This window comes from Beijerinckia sp. L45, assembly GCF_009765775.1.
Taxonomy (GTDB): Bacteria; Pseudomonadota; Alphaproteobacteria; order Rhizobiales; family Beijerinckiaceae; genus RH-AL1.
Genome location: NZ_LMUU01000193.1, coordinates 42,719 through 58,701 on the forward strand (window position 1 = coordinate 42,719; position 15,983 = coordinate 58,701).

The following is a 15,983-nucleotide window of genomic DNA, read 5'->3' on the forward strand; positions in this document are numbered from 1 at the left end:
CTTGATAAAGACAGCGCCACCAACGGAGTGTTTCGCGTGCCCCTGCCCTTCGCCGACGACCGCCAGCGCCAGGAGGCGCTGATCGCGCATCTCGTCACTGCCGGTTACATCCGCTGCGAGCCGCCGATCCTGCAGCCGGCGTCGGCCTTCTTCGACTCCGGCGAGGACATGCGCGGGCGGCTGTATCTCACAAGCGACATGGCGGGCGCCGACTTCTGCCTGCGGCCGGAATATACGATCCCGGTCTGCTTGCAGTATCTGGCCTCACCGAGCTTCGGCAGCCCCGCGGCCTACTCCTATTGTGGCCCGGTGTTCCGCTTCCGCAAGGACGGCCCCGGCGAATTCATCCAGGCCGGCGTCGAGAGCCTGGGGCGGACGGATCGCGAGGCCGCCGACGCCGAGATTTTGGCGCTGTCCCTTGACGCCGCCCGTCTCGCCACCGGTACGAATCTCACCACCAAGATCGGCGATGCCGGCCTGTTCTCCGACCTGCTCGACGCGACCGCGATCTCGGCGCAGTGGCGCCGCCGCATCGTTCGCGGCCTGGCGCAAGGCAAGACGCTTGCTGCCATTCTCGATGCCGCGCCCAACGGCGGCAACGGTCACGACCACTCGGGCGTCCTCGCGGCGCTGGAGAATGTCGACCGCAAGGGGGCGCGAGCGCTGGTGGAAGACCTGCTTTCCATCGCCGGCATCGCCACCGTCGGCGGCCGCAGCGCCACCGAGATCGCCGAGCGCTTCCTCGAGCAGGCGGCGCTCAAAGGCCGATCCGGCTTTCCCGACGAGACGCGCGCCGTGATCGAGCGCTTTCTCGCCATCGAGGGCGACCCTGATGCCGCCGCCTCGGCGCTACGGACCCTCGCCACCGACGCCAAGCTCGACCTCGAACCAGCGCTGGAGCGCTTCGACCAGCGCCTCGGCTTCATCGCGGCGCAGGGCATCGCCGTCGGCGAGCTGCATTTTTCGGCGCGCTTCATCCGCAACCTCGATTATTACACCGGCTTCATTTTCGAGGGCCGCGAGACGGAACGCCCCAACGACCTGCCGTTGGTCGGCGGCGGACGCTACGATCGCCTGCTGACAACGCTTGGCGCCAAGAGCGAAGTCCCCGCCGTCGGCGCGGCGCTGTGGGCCGACCGACGCGCCAAAGGAGAAGCGGCATGAGTTCCGAGCCCTTCGTCCTCGCCGTGCCCTCCAAGGGTCGGCTGCAGGAGAACGCTTTCGCCTTCTTCGGCCGCGCCGGCCTCAAGCTCGCGCAGGGCCGCGGCGCCCGCGATTACCGCGGCACGCTCGACGGCGTCGACGGTGTCGAAGTCGCCTTCGTGTCAGCGAGCGAGATCGTCGGCCTGCTGGCCTCGGGCCAGGCCCATATGGGCATTACCGGCGAGGACCTCGTCCGCGAAACGCTCGACGCCGCCGACAGCAAGGTTGCCCTGCTGACCAAGCTGGGATTCGGCTCGGCCAACGTCGTCGTCGCCGTGCCGCAGGCGTGGATCGACGTCAAGACGATGGCCGATCTCGAGGATGTCGCGGCAGCGTTCTACGCTCGGCGTGGCGAGCGGATGCGGGTGGCGACGAAATACGTCAACCTTACCCGCCGTTACTTCGCCGAGAGCCACGTCACGGATTACCGCATCGTCGAGAGCCTCGGCGCCACCGAAGGCGCGCCGGCCGCCGGCCAGGCCGAACTCATCGTCGACATCACCACGACCGGCGCGACGCTCGCCGCCAATGCGCTGAAAGTGCTCGACGATGGCGTGATGCTGCGCTCCGAGGCCAACCTCGTTGCAGCCCTCTCGGCGCGATGGGACGATCGCAGCAAGGAGCAGGCGCGGCAAATTCTCGCTCGCATCGCAGCGGAGGAAGAGGCCCGGCTGACTCGCGACGTCGTCGCCCAATTCGCCGAAAAGCACGAGGGCCTGATCGACCAGGCCGCTGCCCTGTTCGGTGCCAAGCGCCGCTCGGAAAACGTGGCCGGGCGCTTGACGCTGACGTGCCTGCGCGACAAGGTCGCGCCGCTCGCCGACTGGCTCGTCACGCAAGGCGCCGAGCATGTGACGGTTGCCGCGCACGACTATGTCTTCTCCGCGGCCAATCCGCTGTACGAGACGCTTCTCGCGCGGCTGGCCCTCCGGGACAACGCCTGAACGGCCTTTGAACCGGATGCGGTTCCGTCCATTGACGGTGGAGTTTTGACGATGGAAGTCGACGCCTCCCTAGAAGGCGGGACGAGAGGGAATCCTTTGGCTCTGCCTGGTACGAGCGAGACCGCAAGCGCGGGGCGGGAGCATCCCGCTCGCAGGCTGACGACCAGGCTTCTCAACGCCGTCATTCCCGACAGCGTGGAGAACAAGAAGGAAGCGCGCCACAAGATCGGCCGCACGATCCTGATCGCGTTGAGCGTCGGCATCTTCATCCTCGCCATCGTGGTGGTGGCTCGGACGTTTTCGCAGATCAGTCTCGGCGATCTCCGCAGCGCGGTCGCGGCGACCAGCGGCGAGCAGATCGCCACCGCCTTCTTGTTGACCACCATCTCCTTCACCGCATTGACCGGCTACGATGCCCTGGCACTGCGCCAGCTCAAGCTTCGCGTGCCCTACCCGACCACGGCACTCGCCTCTTTCGCGAGCTACGCGATTTCCTTTACCCTCGGCTTCCCGCTGTTTACCGCGGGCACGGTGCGCTACTGGATCTATTCCGGGAAGGGACTGTCGGCCGGCAAGGTCGCGAGCCTGACCGTCATCGCCGGCCTGACCTTCTGGCTCGGCATGGCGCTGCTGATCGGCATCGGCTTCACCGTTCGCGCCGGCGGCGTCTCCCACCTCGACCATCTCGATCCGATGCTCAACCGGGTGATCGGCATCGCCATCATCCTGGTGCTCGGCGCCTATCTCGTCTGGACCTCGCAGGGCCACCGCCATGCGACGATCCAGGGCTACAAGCTCGAACTGCCGGGATTCTGGCTGACGTTCGGCCAGATCTGCCTCGGGTTGGTGGATCTCTGCGCGGCCGCCGGCGTGCTGTTCGTGCTGCTGACGCCGCCGCGCGCCATCGACTACCTGACCTTCGTGACCGTCTACGTCTTCGGCTCGCTGCTCGGCATCGCTTCCAACGCCCCAGGCGGCATCGGCGTCTTCGAAGCCACCATGCTGAAGACGGTGCCGGCGCATTCCGAGGCGGCGCTGTTCGCCTCGCTGCTGCTGTTCCGCATCATCTATTACCTCGTGCCCTTCGTGCTGGGCCTGGCCCTGCTGGGCGCCCATGAGAGCATCAAGCGCTGGAAGACCCTGCGCGACGCGATGACCGGCAACAATGATGACGATCCCGACGGGGACACGACGGGGTAGCACCGTAAGCGGGCGCTACGTCCCCTTCCGTTGTCTGTCAGACCTCGGGGTCTGGCGTTCACCGGGTTTGAGTAGCCGAGGAACAGAAAACCTACATAAGCCGTGCGTAATTGCTTTTGACGCTGACGTAAGGGAAGTGTTCAGAGACGGTCAATCGCCGCTGATCGCGGCGAAGTTGGCTCGCCCCGTATAACTTCACGAGGACCGACGCTTGGCCTGCCCAACTTCGCGCGCCACGCCGGCAGGAGGGTGCTCCAAGTCATTCCAGGACCACGGGCGGGGCTAGCTCCCCGTTCGCAAAGGAGCTGCTGGTGCGATCAATTTCGCCGAAAAACATCATGACGTCATTGCCGTCGACCCCAACGGCGTCGAGTCCGGCGAGCAGCGCGGCGAGTAGCTCATGTTTTCGCTTGGTCAGCGTCCCCGATGACACCACGACCTCGATCATCAGCAACTCGTCGGTGCGCGGCTTCGGTAATCCAGGATAGGTCGGATCAATCCGCAGATCGTCAGCCTCCAGGCTAAAGAAACGCTGGAAGATGTCGTTGTGTGGATAGCCGGCGGCGACGCTTGCGGCATGGATCGCGGCGGAGAGCGTGGCCTTGTCGGGGCCCCGTCGGCTCGATCGCATCGTGATGGTGAACAGGGGCATGGGTTTGTCTCCGAGGTGTCGGCGGCAAGATCCGAAAGCCGGAAAAGATTCGCACCGCCGCTGACATTTCACACGGCATGGCCTTGCTGCTCGCAAAGACCGCCGCCGCGCCGCTCAGATCAGGCTCGCCGCGATGTTGATCGTCAGCGCCAAAATCGCGCTGTTGAAGAAGAACGCCAGGATCGAATGCACCAGCGACGTGCGCCGGATGACCTTCGAGCCGATCGACACGTCGGCGGTCTGCGACGCCACGCCGATGATGAAGGAGAAATAGAGAAAGTCCCAGTAATCCGGGTCGTCGCAATCCGGAAAATTGATGCCGCCGCGCAGCTTCGGCGTTTCGCCCTCGACGGCTTTGGTCTCGTCGAAATATTCATGCGCATAATGCAGCGCGAAGGTCAGATGGATGAAGAACCAGGCGCTGACGATCGTCGCGCCGGCCAGCATGAGATGCCAGTCCTTCTCGAATCCCTTCATGTCCTTGGTGATGCTCAGCTCGGCAAAGATCGCCGCCATCGACGCCATGGCGGCGACGCTGGTCAGGATCAGAATCACGAACTGGCCCTCGTCGGTGATGCTGGCGCGCCAGCGGATCACCTTCTCGTCCGAGGTCGCGATCATGTAGAGATAAAGCGCGAGATAGAGCCAGGTGCCGACGTTCCAGGCGAGCAGCAGCCGCGTCACCAGAGGCAAGGCGGCGGGCACGAAGAAATAACTGACGACGGCGACGCCGATCGCCACGAAGAGCCGTGGCCGGGCAACGAACATCCGCGCGATATAAAGGTTCGGGCGGCCGTGCGTCGGAAATAGCGCCACGCTCAGCTCTTTCTTTCGACGGCGAAGCGCGCGGCCTCTTTCAAAATCTCGGCGTGAGCGCCTTGCGGGATCGTGTCGAGCGCGGCGATCGCCTCGTCGGCCAGCCGGTCGCGGCGCTGGCGGGCGCCTTCGAGGCCGAGCGCGGCGACGAGCGTCGCCTTGTTGCGATCGGCGTCCTTGCCGGCCTTCTTGCCGAGCGCGACCTCGTCGGCCTCGACGTCCAGAATGTCGTCCGCCACCTGGAAGGCGGCGCCGATGGCGTGGCCGTAGCGCGAGATCGCCTTGGTCGCTGCTTCGTCCGCCTGGGCGAACATAGCCCCGGCAACGACGGCGTAGTGCAGCAGTGCGCCGGTCTTCATCGACTGCAGACGGATGACGTCCTCCGCCTGATGCGGCGTGGTCGAGATTTCCGCCTCGATGTCGAGCACCTGGCCACCGACCATGCCGCCGATGCCGGCGTGACGCGCGAGTGCCAGCACGAGCGCCGCGCGCACGGCGGGATCGGGATGGGTCGCGGGATCGGCAGTGACGTCGAAGGCATAGGTCAGCAACCCGTCGCCGACGAGGATCGCGGTGGCTTCGTCATAGGCCTTGTGCGTAGTCGGGCGGCCGCGACGCAGGTCGTCGTTGTCGAGCGCCGGCAGATCGTCGTGCACCAACGAGTAGCAATGGATCATCTCCAGCGCCGCGGCGGCCCGGAGCACGCCCTCGCCTTCGACGCCGAACAGTCGCGCGGTCTCGACCATCAGGAACGGCCGCAGCCGCTTGCCGCCGCCGAGGCTGGCATAGCGCATCGCCTCCATGAAGCGGGCCGGACGGGCGGTCTCGCCCGGCAGAGGCGTGGACGACAGCAGCGACTCGAGCATCCGCTCCGTCGCGTCGGCGACGGCAGTCAGACGTTCTTGAAAGTCACTGGATTCAGCCCAACGCGTCATGCTTCACTCGATTTAGAACAGATCAATCTTGAATAATTCTCGCCCGGCTTGCCCGATCAGGTTTGATCGGTCAAGGCTGCGCCATGGCAATCAAGGGTCGAAGGCGCGGAGTCATCGGAAAACTCGTCCGCTGCGCCTTTTACGGCGCGCTGCTCGTCGCCCTGATCCTGGTCGGCCTCGTTCTCCTCGAGGCGATCGTCCCGCCCGTCTCGACCTTGATGCTCGCCCGCACCGTGCAGGGCGAAAGCTATGAGCGGGATTATGTCCCGCTCGCCGCCATCGCGCCGGTGGCAGTGGCCTCGGTCATCGCCTCGGAAGACGCCCGTTTTTGCCGCCATCACGGAGTCGACTGGGACGCCCTGCACGACGTCATGGCCGATGCCGACGAGGACGGTCCGTCGCGCGGCGCCTCGACCATCACCATGCAGACGGCGAAGAACCTGTTCCTGTGGCCCTGGCATTCGGCGATCCGCAAGGGGCTTGAAATCGTCGTCGCGCTCGGCCTGGATCAGGTCTGGCCGAAGACGCGGATCATCGAGGTCTACCTGAACATCGCGGAATGGGGCGACGGCATCTTCGGCATCGAGGCCGCCGCGCGGCATTATTTCGGCAAGAGCGCCAGCCACCTCGACGCCCGCGAAGGCGCCCTGCTCGCCACCGCCCTGCCGAACCCGATCCGCCGCAATCCCGCGCATCCAAGCGCGATCCAGCGGCGGCTGGCGGCAAACCTGATGGGCCGCGCCCGCGATAGCGCGCCTTGGCTGGACTGTTTGCCGGGAACGCGTTAAACGGATGGGGCTAGCCAGCGTCGCCGGATCGGTGTATGCGGTGCTCCTTCAAATTTGCCGTTCGTGGATGCCGCAAGGCTGAAGCGCGGCGTCAAGCTTTCCCTCCTTGGGACAAGCATTTCCCAAGAGACTGTGTGTCATGGCCGTTCCGAAGCGCAAAACCTCACCGATGAAGCGCGGCTTCCGCCGCTCCGCCGATGCCCTCAAGAAGCCCACCTACATCGAAGACAAGGACTCCGGCGAGCTGCGCCGTCCGCATCACATCGATCTGAAGACCGGCATGTACAATGGCCGCCAGGTTCTGACGATGAAGACCGCGGACGCCGACGCGTAAACTTAGCCTCTTTGCCGGCCTGATCGATGACGAAGGCCCGCTTTGCGGGCCTTTTTCGTTGCGCTCGCGAGCCGGCACCCCGCCGAACCTTAGAGGAAGGTCGACACGAGTTCCGGCGCTTCCGTCAGCGCGTGGGCCATAAAATCCAAGGCGCTAGCGATCTGTTCGCGCGTCGCCGGGCCGCCGAGGCAGACGCGCACCGATTCGCCGGGCTCCCCCAGCACCGTGAACGCATCGCTGGCGACGATGCCGATACGCGTCGAGCGCATGTGGCCGATGAAAGCCGAGCGCGTCCACGGCCTGGGCAGCGGCACCCACAGATTGAAGCTGAGCGGATCGGCACGAAAGCTGCCCACCGGCAGCAGAGCCGTGGCAAGCTTCTGCCGGGCTTCCGTCTCGCGTCGGATGAAGCGAAGGATCGAATCGGCGGTGCCGTCCTCGATCCAGCGGGTGGCGAGCGCCACCGTCAGCGGCGAGGCCATCACATTGTTGGCGCGCAGCGCCGCTGCGAACGGCCAGCCCGATCGGGCGTCGGGCGCCACCACATAGGCCGCGCGCAGCCCGGCCCCGATGCATTTCGCCAGACCGGCGATGTGCCAGGTGATGTCGGGCGCGATCGAGGCGAGCGGCGGCGGCCCGTGCGCCGGGATGAAGCCATAGGCGTCGTCCTCGATGATCGGCACGCCGTGACGCCTGGCGACGGCGACGATCGAAGCCCGGCGTTCGGGCGGGATCGTCAAGGTGGTGGGGTTCTGCAGCGTCGGATTGAGATAGAGCGCCTTCGGGCGAAGCGCGCCGCAAGCCTCGGCGAGGGCGTCGGGATCGATGCCGTGCTTGTCCATCGGCAGGCCGACGAGTTTCAACCCCTGCTGCGCGGCGATGGAGCGAACGCCGGGATAGGTCAGCGCCTCGCAGAGGATCGCGTCGCCCGGCTTGGCGAGCAGCGCCAGGATGCCGGCGATCGCCGGGTGCGCGCCGGGCGTTACGAAGATGCGCTCCTGCGACGGCACCATGGCACGCCGACTGAGCCAGGCCGACGCCGCATCCTTGTCGGCGCGAGAGCCGCCAAACCCCTGGTATCGCAGCAAGGCGACGAGGTCGCGACTGACCTCGGCAAGCCCGGCGTTCATCCGTTCGATCAGATCGGGATCGGTCGGCTCCGGCGGCAGGTTCATCGAGAGGTCGACGGCCTCCGTGCGGGCCGGACGCGGGACGACGGGCTCGCGGGCCGGGCCACGCACAAACGTGCCCTGGCCGACGCGGGATTCGACGAGCCCGCGCCGCTGCGCCTCGACGTAGCCGCGCGCCACGGTGGTGAAATCGATGGCGAGGCGCAGCGCCAGCTTACGCTGCGGCGGCAGCCGATCGCCGCGCGAGAGACGGCCCGTCTTGATGTCGTCGGCGATCACATCGGCAATCGCGAGATAGCGCGGCTTGTCGTTGTGAGAGAGATCGGGTGTCCAGTCGCGCATGGTCCTGCCATCGAGAGAAACGCGTCACGACGATAATTGAATGCAGTCAAATCGCCATGAACCTGCGGTCAGTCTTGCATTGCCTGCGGATCATTCCAACCGATTTCTTATCTCGGCTGTAACCGATACTCAGCGTGATTGCAGTTCTGCATGCTGCCTGTTTTGCCGCCTTCGTGCGCGCAAAGCAGGCACATCGAACGGATCAGAGGCGGCCGTAATTGATTGCATATTGAATGCATCCACTCGTTTAATGGTGAGAAATCAAAGGCAGCATACGGGTGGCACAGCCGTTGCGAAACGACCCCTGTCCACGGCGAGGCCGGGGCCCGGAAAATCCATTGAGGAGTGCGCGATGCCAGCCGTAACGAAGCCAGCCAATCAGAAGGGCGACTTCCTGGTCGATTACGAACAGAAGGTTTTTGAGGACGTCAAAGCGCTTCCCGGCGAGAAAGCCCTCGTCACCTTCCACACGGTCGCGTTCGAAGGGTCGATCGGGCTCGTCAACCTACTGCAGGCCACGCGCATCCTGCGCAAGGGCTTCGAGACCAGCATTCTGCTCTATGGCCCCGGCGTCACGCTCGGTCTGCAGCGCGGTTTTCCGACGCTCGGCGACGAGGCGTTCCCCGGCCATCTCGCGATGAACAAGCAGATCGAAAAGTTCATGACCGAAGGCGGCAAGGTTTTTGCCTGCCGCTTCGCCTTGCAGGCGCTCTACGGTCATGGCGAGGGAGCTCTCATCCCCGGCATCACCCCGATCAGCCCGCTCGACGTGCTGGATCTCATCCTGATCCATCGTCGCGAGAACTCGTTCATGCTCCACACGTGGACGCTCTAACAGTTTGACGCCGATCTTTCGGCGCTCGTGCCGCCAGTTGTTGGCGCCTGATACTGCGGAACGCGGCCGGTGGCCGCGCTCCTCCCCTGAAACAAGGGAGAGGACCATGACGGAAAAGATCATCATCAGGGCGGCAGCGGCGCAGATCGCGCCGGTTCTCGACACGCCCGGGGCCACCCTCGATAAGGTTTTGCAGGCGATCGCAGAAGCCGCCGACCGTGGCGTGTGCTTCATCGTGTTCCCCGAAACCTTCGTCCCCTATTATCCCTATTTTTCCTTCGTCGAGCCGCCCGTGATTCAGGGCGCCGCGCATCTGAGGCTGTACGAGGAAGCGCCGACCGTGCCCGGCCCGGTGACCGAGGCCATTGCGGCGGCGGCGAAGCGACACGCGATGGTCATCGTGCTCGGCGTCAACGAGCGCGACGGCGGTACGCTGTACAACGCCCAGCTCGTCTTCGACGCCGATGGAACGATGGTTCTCAAACGGCGCAAGATCACGCCGACCTATCACGAGCGGATGATCTGGGGGCAAGGCGACGGCTCGGGCCTCAAGGTGGTCGACACCGCGGTGGGCCGCGTCGGCGCGCTGGCCTGTTGGGAGCACTACAATCCGCTCGCCCGCTACGCGCTGATGGCGCAGAGCGAAGAAATCCACGCCGCGCAGTTTCCCGGCTCGCTGGTCGGCCAGATCTTTGCCGACCAGATGGAAGTCACCATCCGTCATCACGCGCTGGAAGCCGGGTGCTTTGTCGTCAACGCCACGGGCTGGCTCAGCGACGCGCAGATCGAGTCGATCGCGCCTGACCCGAAAATGCAGAAGGGCCTGCGCGGCGGCAACTGCACGGCGATCGTCTCGCCGGAGGGCCGTCACGTCGTGCCGCCGATGACCTCTGGCGAAGGCCTGCTGGTGGCGGATCTCGACATGGCGCTGATCACCAAGCGCAAGCGGATGATGGATTCCATTGGCCATTACGCCCGGCCGGAGCTGCTGCAGCTCCATCTCGATGCGCGGCCGACGAGCCCGATGGTGCGGCACGGGGCCGAGCCCCTTTCATATCCGACACCGGCCGCCCCGACCCTTCCTTTCACCGCGGCAACCAAGAAGACCGAGGCCCATGACAACGACGCTTCTCCCGACGGAACAGCTGATCAACGAGTTGCAGTCCTTCGGGGTGCGGCTGGCTGATTCCAAGGTCGGGGCGGCAAGTCGGCGCGGTGGCGCCGGGCCCTCCGACCACAAGGCTGTCACCATCAACGGGCGCACCGTGATGGTGCCGATCCATACCGCCGCCTCGTTCGAGTCGCCGTATCGCTCGCTGGCGCCGGATGCCGATGGCTCGAGCATCATCGAGCGCGACGGCGTCACCGTCGGGCGCATCAGCTTTCCCAACCAGCCGCGTTTTTATGCGCTGCAGACGTTCGACGGCATTCCCTATTCCAAGATCGCGGTGCTGCACTCGAAGGACGTGCTGGCGACGACGGTGCTGCAGACCTGCATCCGCTATCAAAGCCGGACGAAAACCTGCCAGTTCTGCGCCATCGGCCAGTCGCTCGCCGCCGGACGGACCATCGCCCACAAGAGCCCCGAGCAGCTTGCCGAAGTCGCCCGCGCAGCGGTGCTGCTCGACGGCGTCAAGCACATGGTGATGACGACCGGCACGCCGAACGCCACCGATCGCGGTGCCGCCGTGCTGTGTGAAAGCGCCTTCGCGGTGAAAGCCGCCGTCGATCTGCCGATCCAGGCGCAATGCGAGCCGCCGGACAGCGACCGCTGGTTCGAGCGGATGAAGGCATCGGGCATCGACACGCTCGGCATGCATATCGAGGCGGTGACGCCAGCGATCCGCGAACGCATCATGCCCGGCAAGGCCAGCGTGCCGCTCGAGCGCTACATGGCGGCGTTTGAAGCCGCGGTGCCGGTGTTCGGCTGGGGCCAGGTCTCGACCTACATTCTCGCCGGGCTCGGCGACACCCGCGAGGCGCTGCTCGAAATGTGCAGCCAGCTGATCGCGCGCGGCGTCTACCCGTTCGTCGTTCCCTTCGTGCCGATCTCCGGCACGCCGATGGAAGATCACCCGACGCCGTCGCCGCTGTTCATGCACGAGGTCCTGTATCCGCTGTCACGCATGCTCAAGGCCGCCGGGATGAGCTCCGGCACGGCCAAGGCCGGCTGCGGCAAGTGCGGCGCCTGCTCGGCGCTGTCGTCCTACGAGAAGGCCTGAAGCCATGGTCGCCGACCCGTTCAATCCCTTCGCCGCCTGCCACTTCCGCCTGAAATACGCGACGGACCCGTGGGAGACGGCGGGCGCCGCGGCGCTGCGCCGACAGGTGTTCTGCGACGAACAGCAAATTTTTGAAGGCGATGATCGCGACGCCGTCGACGAGACGGCGATCCATCTCGTCGCGCTCTCGACCATGGCGGTGCTGGCCGACGAGGTCGTCGGCACGGTGCGCATCCATCAATCCGAGCCCGGCATCTGGTACGGCTCGCGGCTCGCCGTCGACGCGCGCTATCGCCGGGTGGGCGCGCTCGGTGCCGCGCTGATCAAGCTGGCAGTGTCATCCGCCAATGCGCTCGGCTGCATCCGTTTCTATGCCAACGTTCAGGCACAAAACGAGCTGATGTTCCGCCGTCTCAACTGGCAGCGCGTCGAAGAGGTGACGCTGCACGGCATGCCGCATGTGTTCATGCAGGCGGACCTCGCCGCCTATCCCGCGCTCGACAACGCCCCCGAAGGCTTTCACGCGTTGGCCGGCAAGAAGGCGGCCGCTTGATGTCCGGCCGCCCCGCGCCCGAGCTCAGCCTCGACGATCTCGCCGCACACCTGCTGGCGGCGCGCGGCATGGCGCATAAGACGGATATCGCCGATGTCGTGGCGTCGCTGGGTCTCGCGCAGAGCGCCGTACCGGTCGGCGACGACTGCGCGGCGATCCCCGACGGCGACGGGTTTCTGCTGTTCGCCATCGAAGGCTTCGTCAACGATTTTGTCGCCGCCGAGCCGCGCTTTGCCGGCTACTGCGGGGTGATGGTCAACCTGAGCGACATCGCGGCGATGGGCGGTCGGCCGATCGCCGTCGTCGACGCGCTGTGGAGCGACGGCGCCGAGAAAGCCGCGCCGGTGCTGGAAGGCCTGCGCGAGGCGGCAGCGCTTTATGGTGTCCCAATCGTCGGGGGCCACACCAATACGCGCAACAGCCATGGCCAGCTTGCGGTCGCCGTCTTGGGGCGGGCCGAAAAACTCATCACCAGTTTCGACGCGCAAGACGGCGACGTGCTGATCGCCGCCGTCGACCTGCGCGGCGGGTTTCGCGGCCAGAGCCTGAACTGGGACGCGAGCAGCGGCGCACCCGGCGATCGCCTGCGCGGCGATCTCGCGATCCTGCCGGAGCTGGCGGAGGCCGGTCTCGTTACCGCGGGCAAGGACATCAGCATGGCCGGTCTCGTCGGCTCGGCAATGATGCTGCTGGAATCCTCAGCCTGCGGCGCGCGCATCGACGTCGATGCGGTACCCTGCCCCGCCGGCATCGCGCTCGAGCGCTTCCTGCTGGCGTTCCCCAGCTTCGGTTTCGTGCTCACCGCCAGGCCGGACAACGCCGGAGCCGTGCTGGAAAAATTTGCGTCCCGCGGCATCGCTTGCGCCGTCGTCGGTCACGTCGACGCGACGCGGAAAACAAAACTGTGGCGCGACGGCGCCGAGGTCGAGATCTGGGATTTCGATCGCCCCTTCATCGGCTGTGCGCCAACGTCCGCGAGGTCGCTCCATGCCTGAGGTTCATTTCCGCGTGCGCTGGCCCGATGGCGGCCTCGACACCTGCTATTCGCCCTCGACCGTCATCAAGGACTTTTTCGTCGCCGGGCAGGCCTATCCGCTCGACGAATTCCTGCAGCGCAGCCGCTCCGGCCTCAATGCCGCCAGCGAGCGCGTTCGCGCGCTCTACGGCATGAGCTGTTCGCGCGCGCTCGGTCAACTCGCCGCGATCGAAGCCAAAGCCAAGAGCCAACCGACCGAAGGCGCATCGGTGCTCGTCGAAGCCTTCAGCGCCTGACACCGCCACTCGTAGGAGATCCCACCATGATCGTCGAAGGCGCGCCGGACAAAGCCCCGGCCCAGCAGTTCAAGGGCCACGTTCCCGTCCTCATCGTCGGCGGCGGCCAGGCTGGTCTTTCCGTCAGCTACCATCTCAAGCAGGCCGGCATCGAGCATGTGCTGCTGGAGAAAAACCGCATTGGCTTCAGCTGGCGTTCGGAGCGCTGGGACAGCTTTTGTCTGGTGACGCCGAACTGGCAGTGTGCGCTGCCGGACTTTCCCTATCAGGGCACCGATCCCGATGGGTTCATGCTGAAGGACCAGATCGTCGACTACGTCGAAGCCTTCGCCAAGAAAGTCGACGCGCCGATCCACGAGGGCGTCGCCGTCACCGCGGTGCGTCGCAACGAAGACGGCCTGTTCGAGATCGAGAGCACGATGGGCGCCTGGACCGCCGATCAGGTGGTGATGGCGATCAGCGGCTACCACCATCCTTCGATCCCGCGTCAGGCGGAACGGCTACCGCTGGCGACGAAGCAGCTGCATTCGCGGGACTACAAGAATTCCGCGCAAATCCCGAAGGGTGAGATCCTCATCATCGGGACCGGCCAGTCCGGCTGCCAGATCGCCGAGGATCTGCACCTTGCAGGCCGTAAGGTGCACATCGCCGTTGGCAGCGCCCCGCGCTCTCCGCGCTTCTATCGCGGCAAGGACGCGATCAAGTGGCTCGACGAGATGGGTTATTACAAGACCACCGTCGCGACGCATCCCCTCAAGGAGAAGGTCCGCAAGAAGGCCAACCACTACCTAACCGGCCGCGAAGGGGGACGCGAAATCGATCTGCGCCGCTTTGCCGCCGAGGGCATGAAGGTCTACGGGCATCTCGAGACGGTGGATGGGCCGGCCCTGACCTTCAAGCCGGACCTGGCGAAAATGCTGGAGTCGGCGGACAGGACCTACAATGGCATCCGCGCGATGATCGATGATTACATCGCGGAACACGGGATCGAGGCGCCGGCCGAGCCGGCCTACGTGCCGCCGTGGACGGTCACCACGGAGCCGACCGCCCTCGATCTCGACGCCGCCAATATCAAGACGGTGATCTGGGGCACAGGCTTCCGCGCCGATTTCTCGATGGTCGACATCCCGGTCTTCGACGGCAAGGGCTATCCCGGCCATGTCCGCGGCGTCACGCCGGTACCGGGCCTCTATTTCATCGGTCTGGGCTGGTTGTGGACCTGGGGCTCGGGGCGCTTTTCCGGCATCGCCGAGGATGCCCGCCATATCAGCGCTACGATCGGGACCAGATATTGGGCGGCGGATCTGGCTGGCGCACCGCGGACGCGGGTGGCGTAGTTCGAAGCTCCGGCCCGCCGGGCCGGACGCGACCTACTTAGCCGAGGTGCGCTTGCGCTTGAGCCGATCGGCGAGTTCGAGCGCCGCCAGAATGGCAAACAGGGACAAAGTCCCGAGGATCGCGCCGACGACTTCGTCGCTGCCGCGCAAATCGCCATCGAATGTCGACAGGACGATCACCACGCCCGCAAGGCACAGGCCGGCCAGCAGAACGGTGCCGAGATCGGCGAAAACGCCGGGAACTTCGGCTTTCACCGCAAAGGAAAAACGCTTCAGGCTGCGCGGTGCTTTGCGCCGGGGGCCAGCGTGATCCGTAGAAATGCTCATGAACGCTCCGGCGCCGATTGCGATGAAGGGGTCATATCGAATCGAAGACCTTCTGTCAAATTTTGTGGGAATTTATCCCACAGGAAAGCTTTGCCGCGGCCTGTGGCACTGCACGCCTGCCGCGATGTTGCCATGTTTAAACTCTCTCCGAGTCGATGCGAACTCACGTTTTTCTGAATTGCCACGCTGGACGATTTGCGGGGGCTGATGCGCCGTTTGCGTTTCCCCGAAACTCTGGCGATGGTCGCGGCGCATCGCCAAAAGCCCTCAGGATCTCCCATGACGCCTGCTTTCGTCCTGCCGTTCCACGACATCGTTCCGCGCTTCGCCGGCCCGCTGCGTCATGCCGGGGCGCGGTCCGCCGTGCTCGGCCGGGCGACCATCGGCGCGTCGGCAAGCCTCGGCGAAGACAGCGTGGTGCGCGCCGACGGACAGGAGGTGCATATCGGCGACGGCGTGTTTCTCGGCCATCGCGCGACGGTGCATATCGTCCACGACATTCTACCGGCGATCATCGGGCACAACGTGACGGTCGGCGCCAATTCCATCGTCCACGCCTGCACGGTCGGCGACAATTGCGTGATCGAGGATGACGTCACCATCCTCGACGCGGCCGTTGTCGAGGACAACGTGCTGATCGAGGCGGGATCCACCGTGTTTCCGCGCAAGGTGCTGACGAGCGGGTCGGTCTATGCCGGCAGCCCGGCCGTGCCGGTGCGGCCACTACGCGATGGCGAACTCGCCGAACGCGCCGCGCTTTTGCGCGCGACGCGCACGAGCGTCGCTGCGCTCCCGCCGAGCGCGGACACTTTCGGCGATGCCGTCTTCATCGCCGGTACGGCGCAGCGCGCCGGGCGCCTCACCTTCGCGCCGGGCTCCAGCCTGTTCTTCAGCTGCGTCGCCGATGCCGGCAGCGGCTCGATCAGCGTCGGCGAAAATACCAACATCCAGGACAACACGATTCTTTCCGCGGGTTCGGGTGAGCTGGTGATCGGCCGAGACACGACCGTCGGCCACCACGTGCGGATGGCGGCCGTCCACGTCGGGGCACGGGCGCTCGTCGGCATGGGGGCGGTGCTGAGCGAAGGCACGA

18 protein-coding genes are annotated in these 15,983 nt (G+C 65.7%); 13 read left to right on the forward strand and 5 right to left on the reverse strand.

Annotated elements, in window-relative coordinates:
* The first annotated feature begins 36 nt into the window (after positions 1-36).
* From GSQ79_RS20605 to GSQ79_RS20615, 3 genes are all read left to right on the forward strand, one after another.
* Complete coding sequence (locus GSQ79_RS20605; RefSeq protein ID WP_246725469.1) at positions 37-1,164, forward strand: ATP phosphoribosyltransferase regulatory subunit; 1,128 nt, start codon at positions 37-39, stop codon at positions 1,162-1,164.
* Positions 1,161-2,147 (forward strand): ATP phosphoribosyltransferase, encoded by a 987-nt coding sequence (hisG, locus tag GSQ79_RS20610; protein ID WP_158810581.1) that lies wholly within the window; start codon positions 1,161-1,163, stop codon positions 2,145-2,147. Before GSQ79_RS20605 ends, hisG begins: the two co-directional genes overlap by 4 nt.
* A 96-nt stretch (positions 2,148-2,243) precedes the next feature.
* On the forward strand, positions 2,244-3,347 hold the full coding sequence (locus GSQ79_RS20615; RefSeq protein ID WP_246725470.1) for a UPF0104 family protein: 1,104 nt from the start codon (positions 2,244-2,246) through the stop codon (positions 3,345-3,347).
* A gap of 259 nt (positions 3,348-3,606) precedes the next feature.
* On the opposite strand, the gene GSQ79_RS20620 is transcribed toward GSQ79_RS20615, so the two are convergent.
* The 3 genes from GSQ79_RS20620 to GSQ79_RS20630 all read right to left on the reverse strand — a co-directional run bounded on the left by GSQ79_RS20620 (position 3,607) and on the right by GSQ79_RS20630 (position 5,750).
* On the reverse strand, positions 3,607-3,999 hold the full coding sequence (locus GSQ79_RS20620; RefSeq protein ID WP_158810584.1) for a tautomerase family protein: 393 nt from the start codon (positions 3,997-3,999) through the stop codon (positions 3,607-3,609).
* Positions 4,000-4,113: 114 nt separating this feature from the next.
* Positions 4,114-4,815 carry a DUF1345 domain-containing protein gene (locus GSQ79_RS20625; RefSeq protein ID WP_246725472.1) on the reverse strand — a complete coding sequence of 234 codons (702 nt, stop codon included), beginning with the start codon at positions 4,813-4,815 and terminating at the stop codon, positions 4,114-4,116.
* 2 nt (positions 4,816-4,817) lie between these two features.
* A complete protein-coding gene (locus GSQ79_RS20630; protein WP_158810586.1) occupies positions 4,818-5,750 on the reverse strand; it encodes a polyprenyl synthetase family protein in 933 nt (310 codons plus the stop codon).
* Between the two features lie 83 nt (positions 5,751-5,833).
* Here GSQ79_RS20630 and mtgA point away from each other — a divergent pair, with 83 nt between their 5' ends.
* Together mtgA and rpmF are read left to right on the forward strand one after the other, a co-directional pair.
* Positions 5,834-6,538 (forward strand): monofunctional biosynthetic peptidoglycan transglycosylase, encoded by a 705-nt coding sequence (gene mtgA / locus GSQ79_RS20635; RefSeq protein ID WP_158810588.1) that lies wholly within the window; start codon positions 5,834-5,836, stop codon positions 6,536-6,538.
* Positions 6,539-6,677: 139 nt separating this feature from the next.
* Entirely contained in the window at positions 6,678-6,872 is a 195-nt protein-coding gene (rpmF, locus tag GSQ79_RS20640) for a 50S ribosomal protein L32 (RefSeq protein WP_158810590.1), read from the forward strand.
* Positions 6,873-6,961: 89 nt separating this feature from the next.
* Here the strand turns inward: rpmF and GSQ79_RS20645 are convergent, their stop codons facing one another.
* Positions 6,962-8,344, reverse strand: coding sequence for a PLP-dependent aminotransferase family protein (locus GSQ79_RS20645; RefSeq protein WP_158810592.1), 1,383 nt, complete (start codon positions 8,342-8,344; stop codon positions 6,962-6,964).
* Positions 8,345-8,696: 352 nt separating this feature from the next.
* On the opposite strand from GSQ79_RS20645, the gene GSQ79_RS20650 reads away from it, so the two are divergent.
* From GSQ79_RS20650 to GSQ79_RS20680, 7 genes are all read left to right on the forward strand, one after another.
* Positions 8,697-9,179, forward strand: a complete 483-nt coding sequence (locus GSQ79_RS20650) for an MSMEG_0572/Sll0783 family nitrogen starvation response protein (RefSeq protein ID WP_158810594.1) — start codon at positions 8,697-8,699, stop codon at positions 9,177-9,179.
* A 106-nt stretch (positions 9,180-9,285) separates the two neighbouring features.
* The gene (locus GSQ79_RS20655) at positions 9,286-10,365 is read left to right on the forward strand and encodes a Nit6803 family nitrilase (RefSeq protein ID WP_158810596.1); all 1,080 of its coding nucleotides are present in this window, start codon (positions 9,286-9,288) and stop codon (positions 10,363-10,365) included.
* On the forward strand, positions 10,295-11,401 hold the full coding sequence (locus GSQ79_RS20660; RefSeq protein WP_158810598.1) for an MSMEG_0568 family radical SAM protein: 1,107 nt from the start codon (positions 10,295-10,297) through the stop codon (positions 11,399-11,401). The genes GSQ79_RS20655 and GSQ79_RS20660 overlap by 71 nt, the downstream gene beginning before the upstream one ends.
* 4 nt (positions 11,402-11,405) lie before the next feature.
* Positions 11,406-11,954, forward strand: coding sequence for an MSMEG_0567/Sll0786 family nitrogen starvation N-acetyltransferase (locus tag GSQ79_RS20665; protein ID WP_158810600.1), 549 nt, complete (start codon positions 11,406-11,408; stop codon positions 11,952-11,954).
* Positions 11,954-12,949, forward strand: a complete 996-nt coding sequence (locus GSQ79_RS20670) for a sll0787 family AIR synthase-like protein (protein WP_158810602.1) — start codon at positions 11,954-11,956, stop codon at positions 12,947-12,949. The genes GSQ79_RS20665 and GSQ79_RS20670 overlap by 1 nt, the downstream gene beginning before the upstream one ends.
* Positions 12,942-13,226, forward strand: a complete 285-nt coding sequence (locus tag GSQ79_RS20675; protein ID WP_158810604.1) for an MSMEG_0570 family nitrogen starvation response protein — start codon at positions 12,942-12,944, stop codon at positions 13,224-13,226. The genes GSQ79_RS20670 and GSQ79_RS20675 overlap by 8 nt, the downstream gene beginning before the upstream one ends.
* A gap of 26 nt (positions 13,227-13,252) precedes the next feature.
* Complete coding sequence (locus GSQ79_RS20680) at positions 13,253-14,563, forward strand: MSMEG_0569 family flavin-dependent oxidoreductase (RefSeq protein WP_158810606.1); 1,311 nt, start codon at positions 13,253-13,255, stop codon at positions 14,561-14,563.
* A 33-nt stretch (positions 14,564-14,596) separates the two neighbouring features.
* On the opposite strand, the gene GSQ79_RS20685 is transcribed toward GSQ79_RS20680, so the two are convergent.
* Positions 14,597-14,890, reverse strand: a complete 294-nt coding sequence (locus GSQ79_RS20685) for a hypothetical protein (protein ID WP_158810608.1) — start codon at positions 14,888-14,890, stop codon at positions 14,597-14,599.
* Positions 14,891-15,169: 279 nt separating this feature from the next.
* Here GSQ79_RS20685 and GSQ79_RS20690 point away from each other — a divergent pair.
* Positions 15,170-15,983: DapH/DapD/GlmU-related protein (locus GSQ79_RS20690; protein WP_158810610.1), on the forward strand; the 814-nt coding region annotated here is incomplete at its 3' end.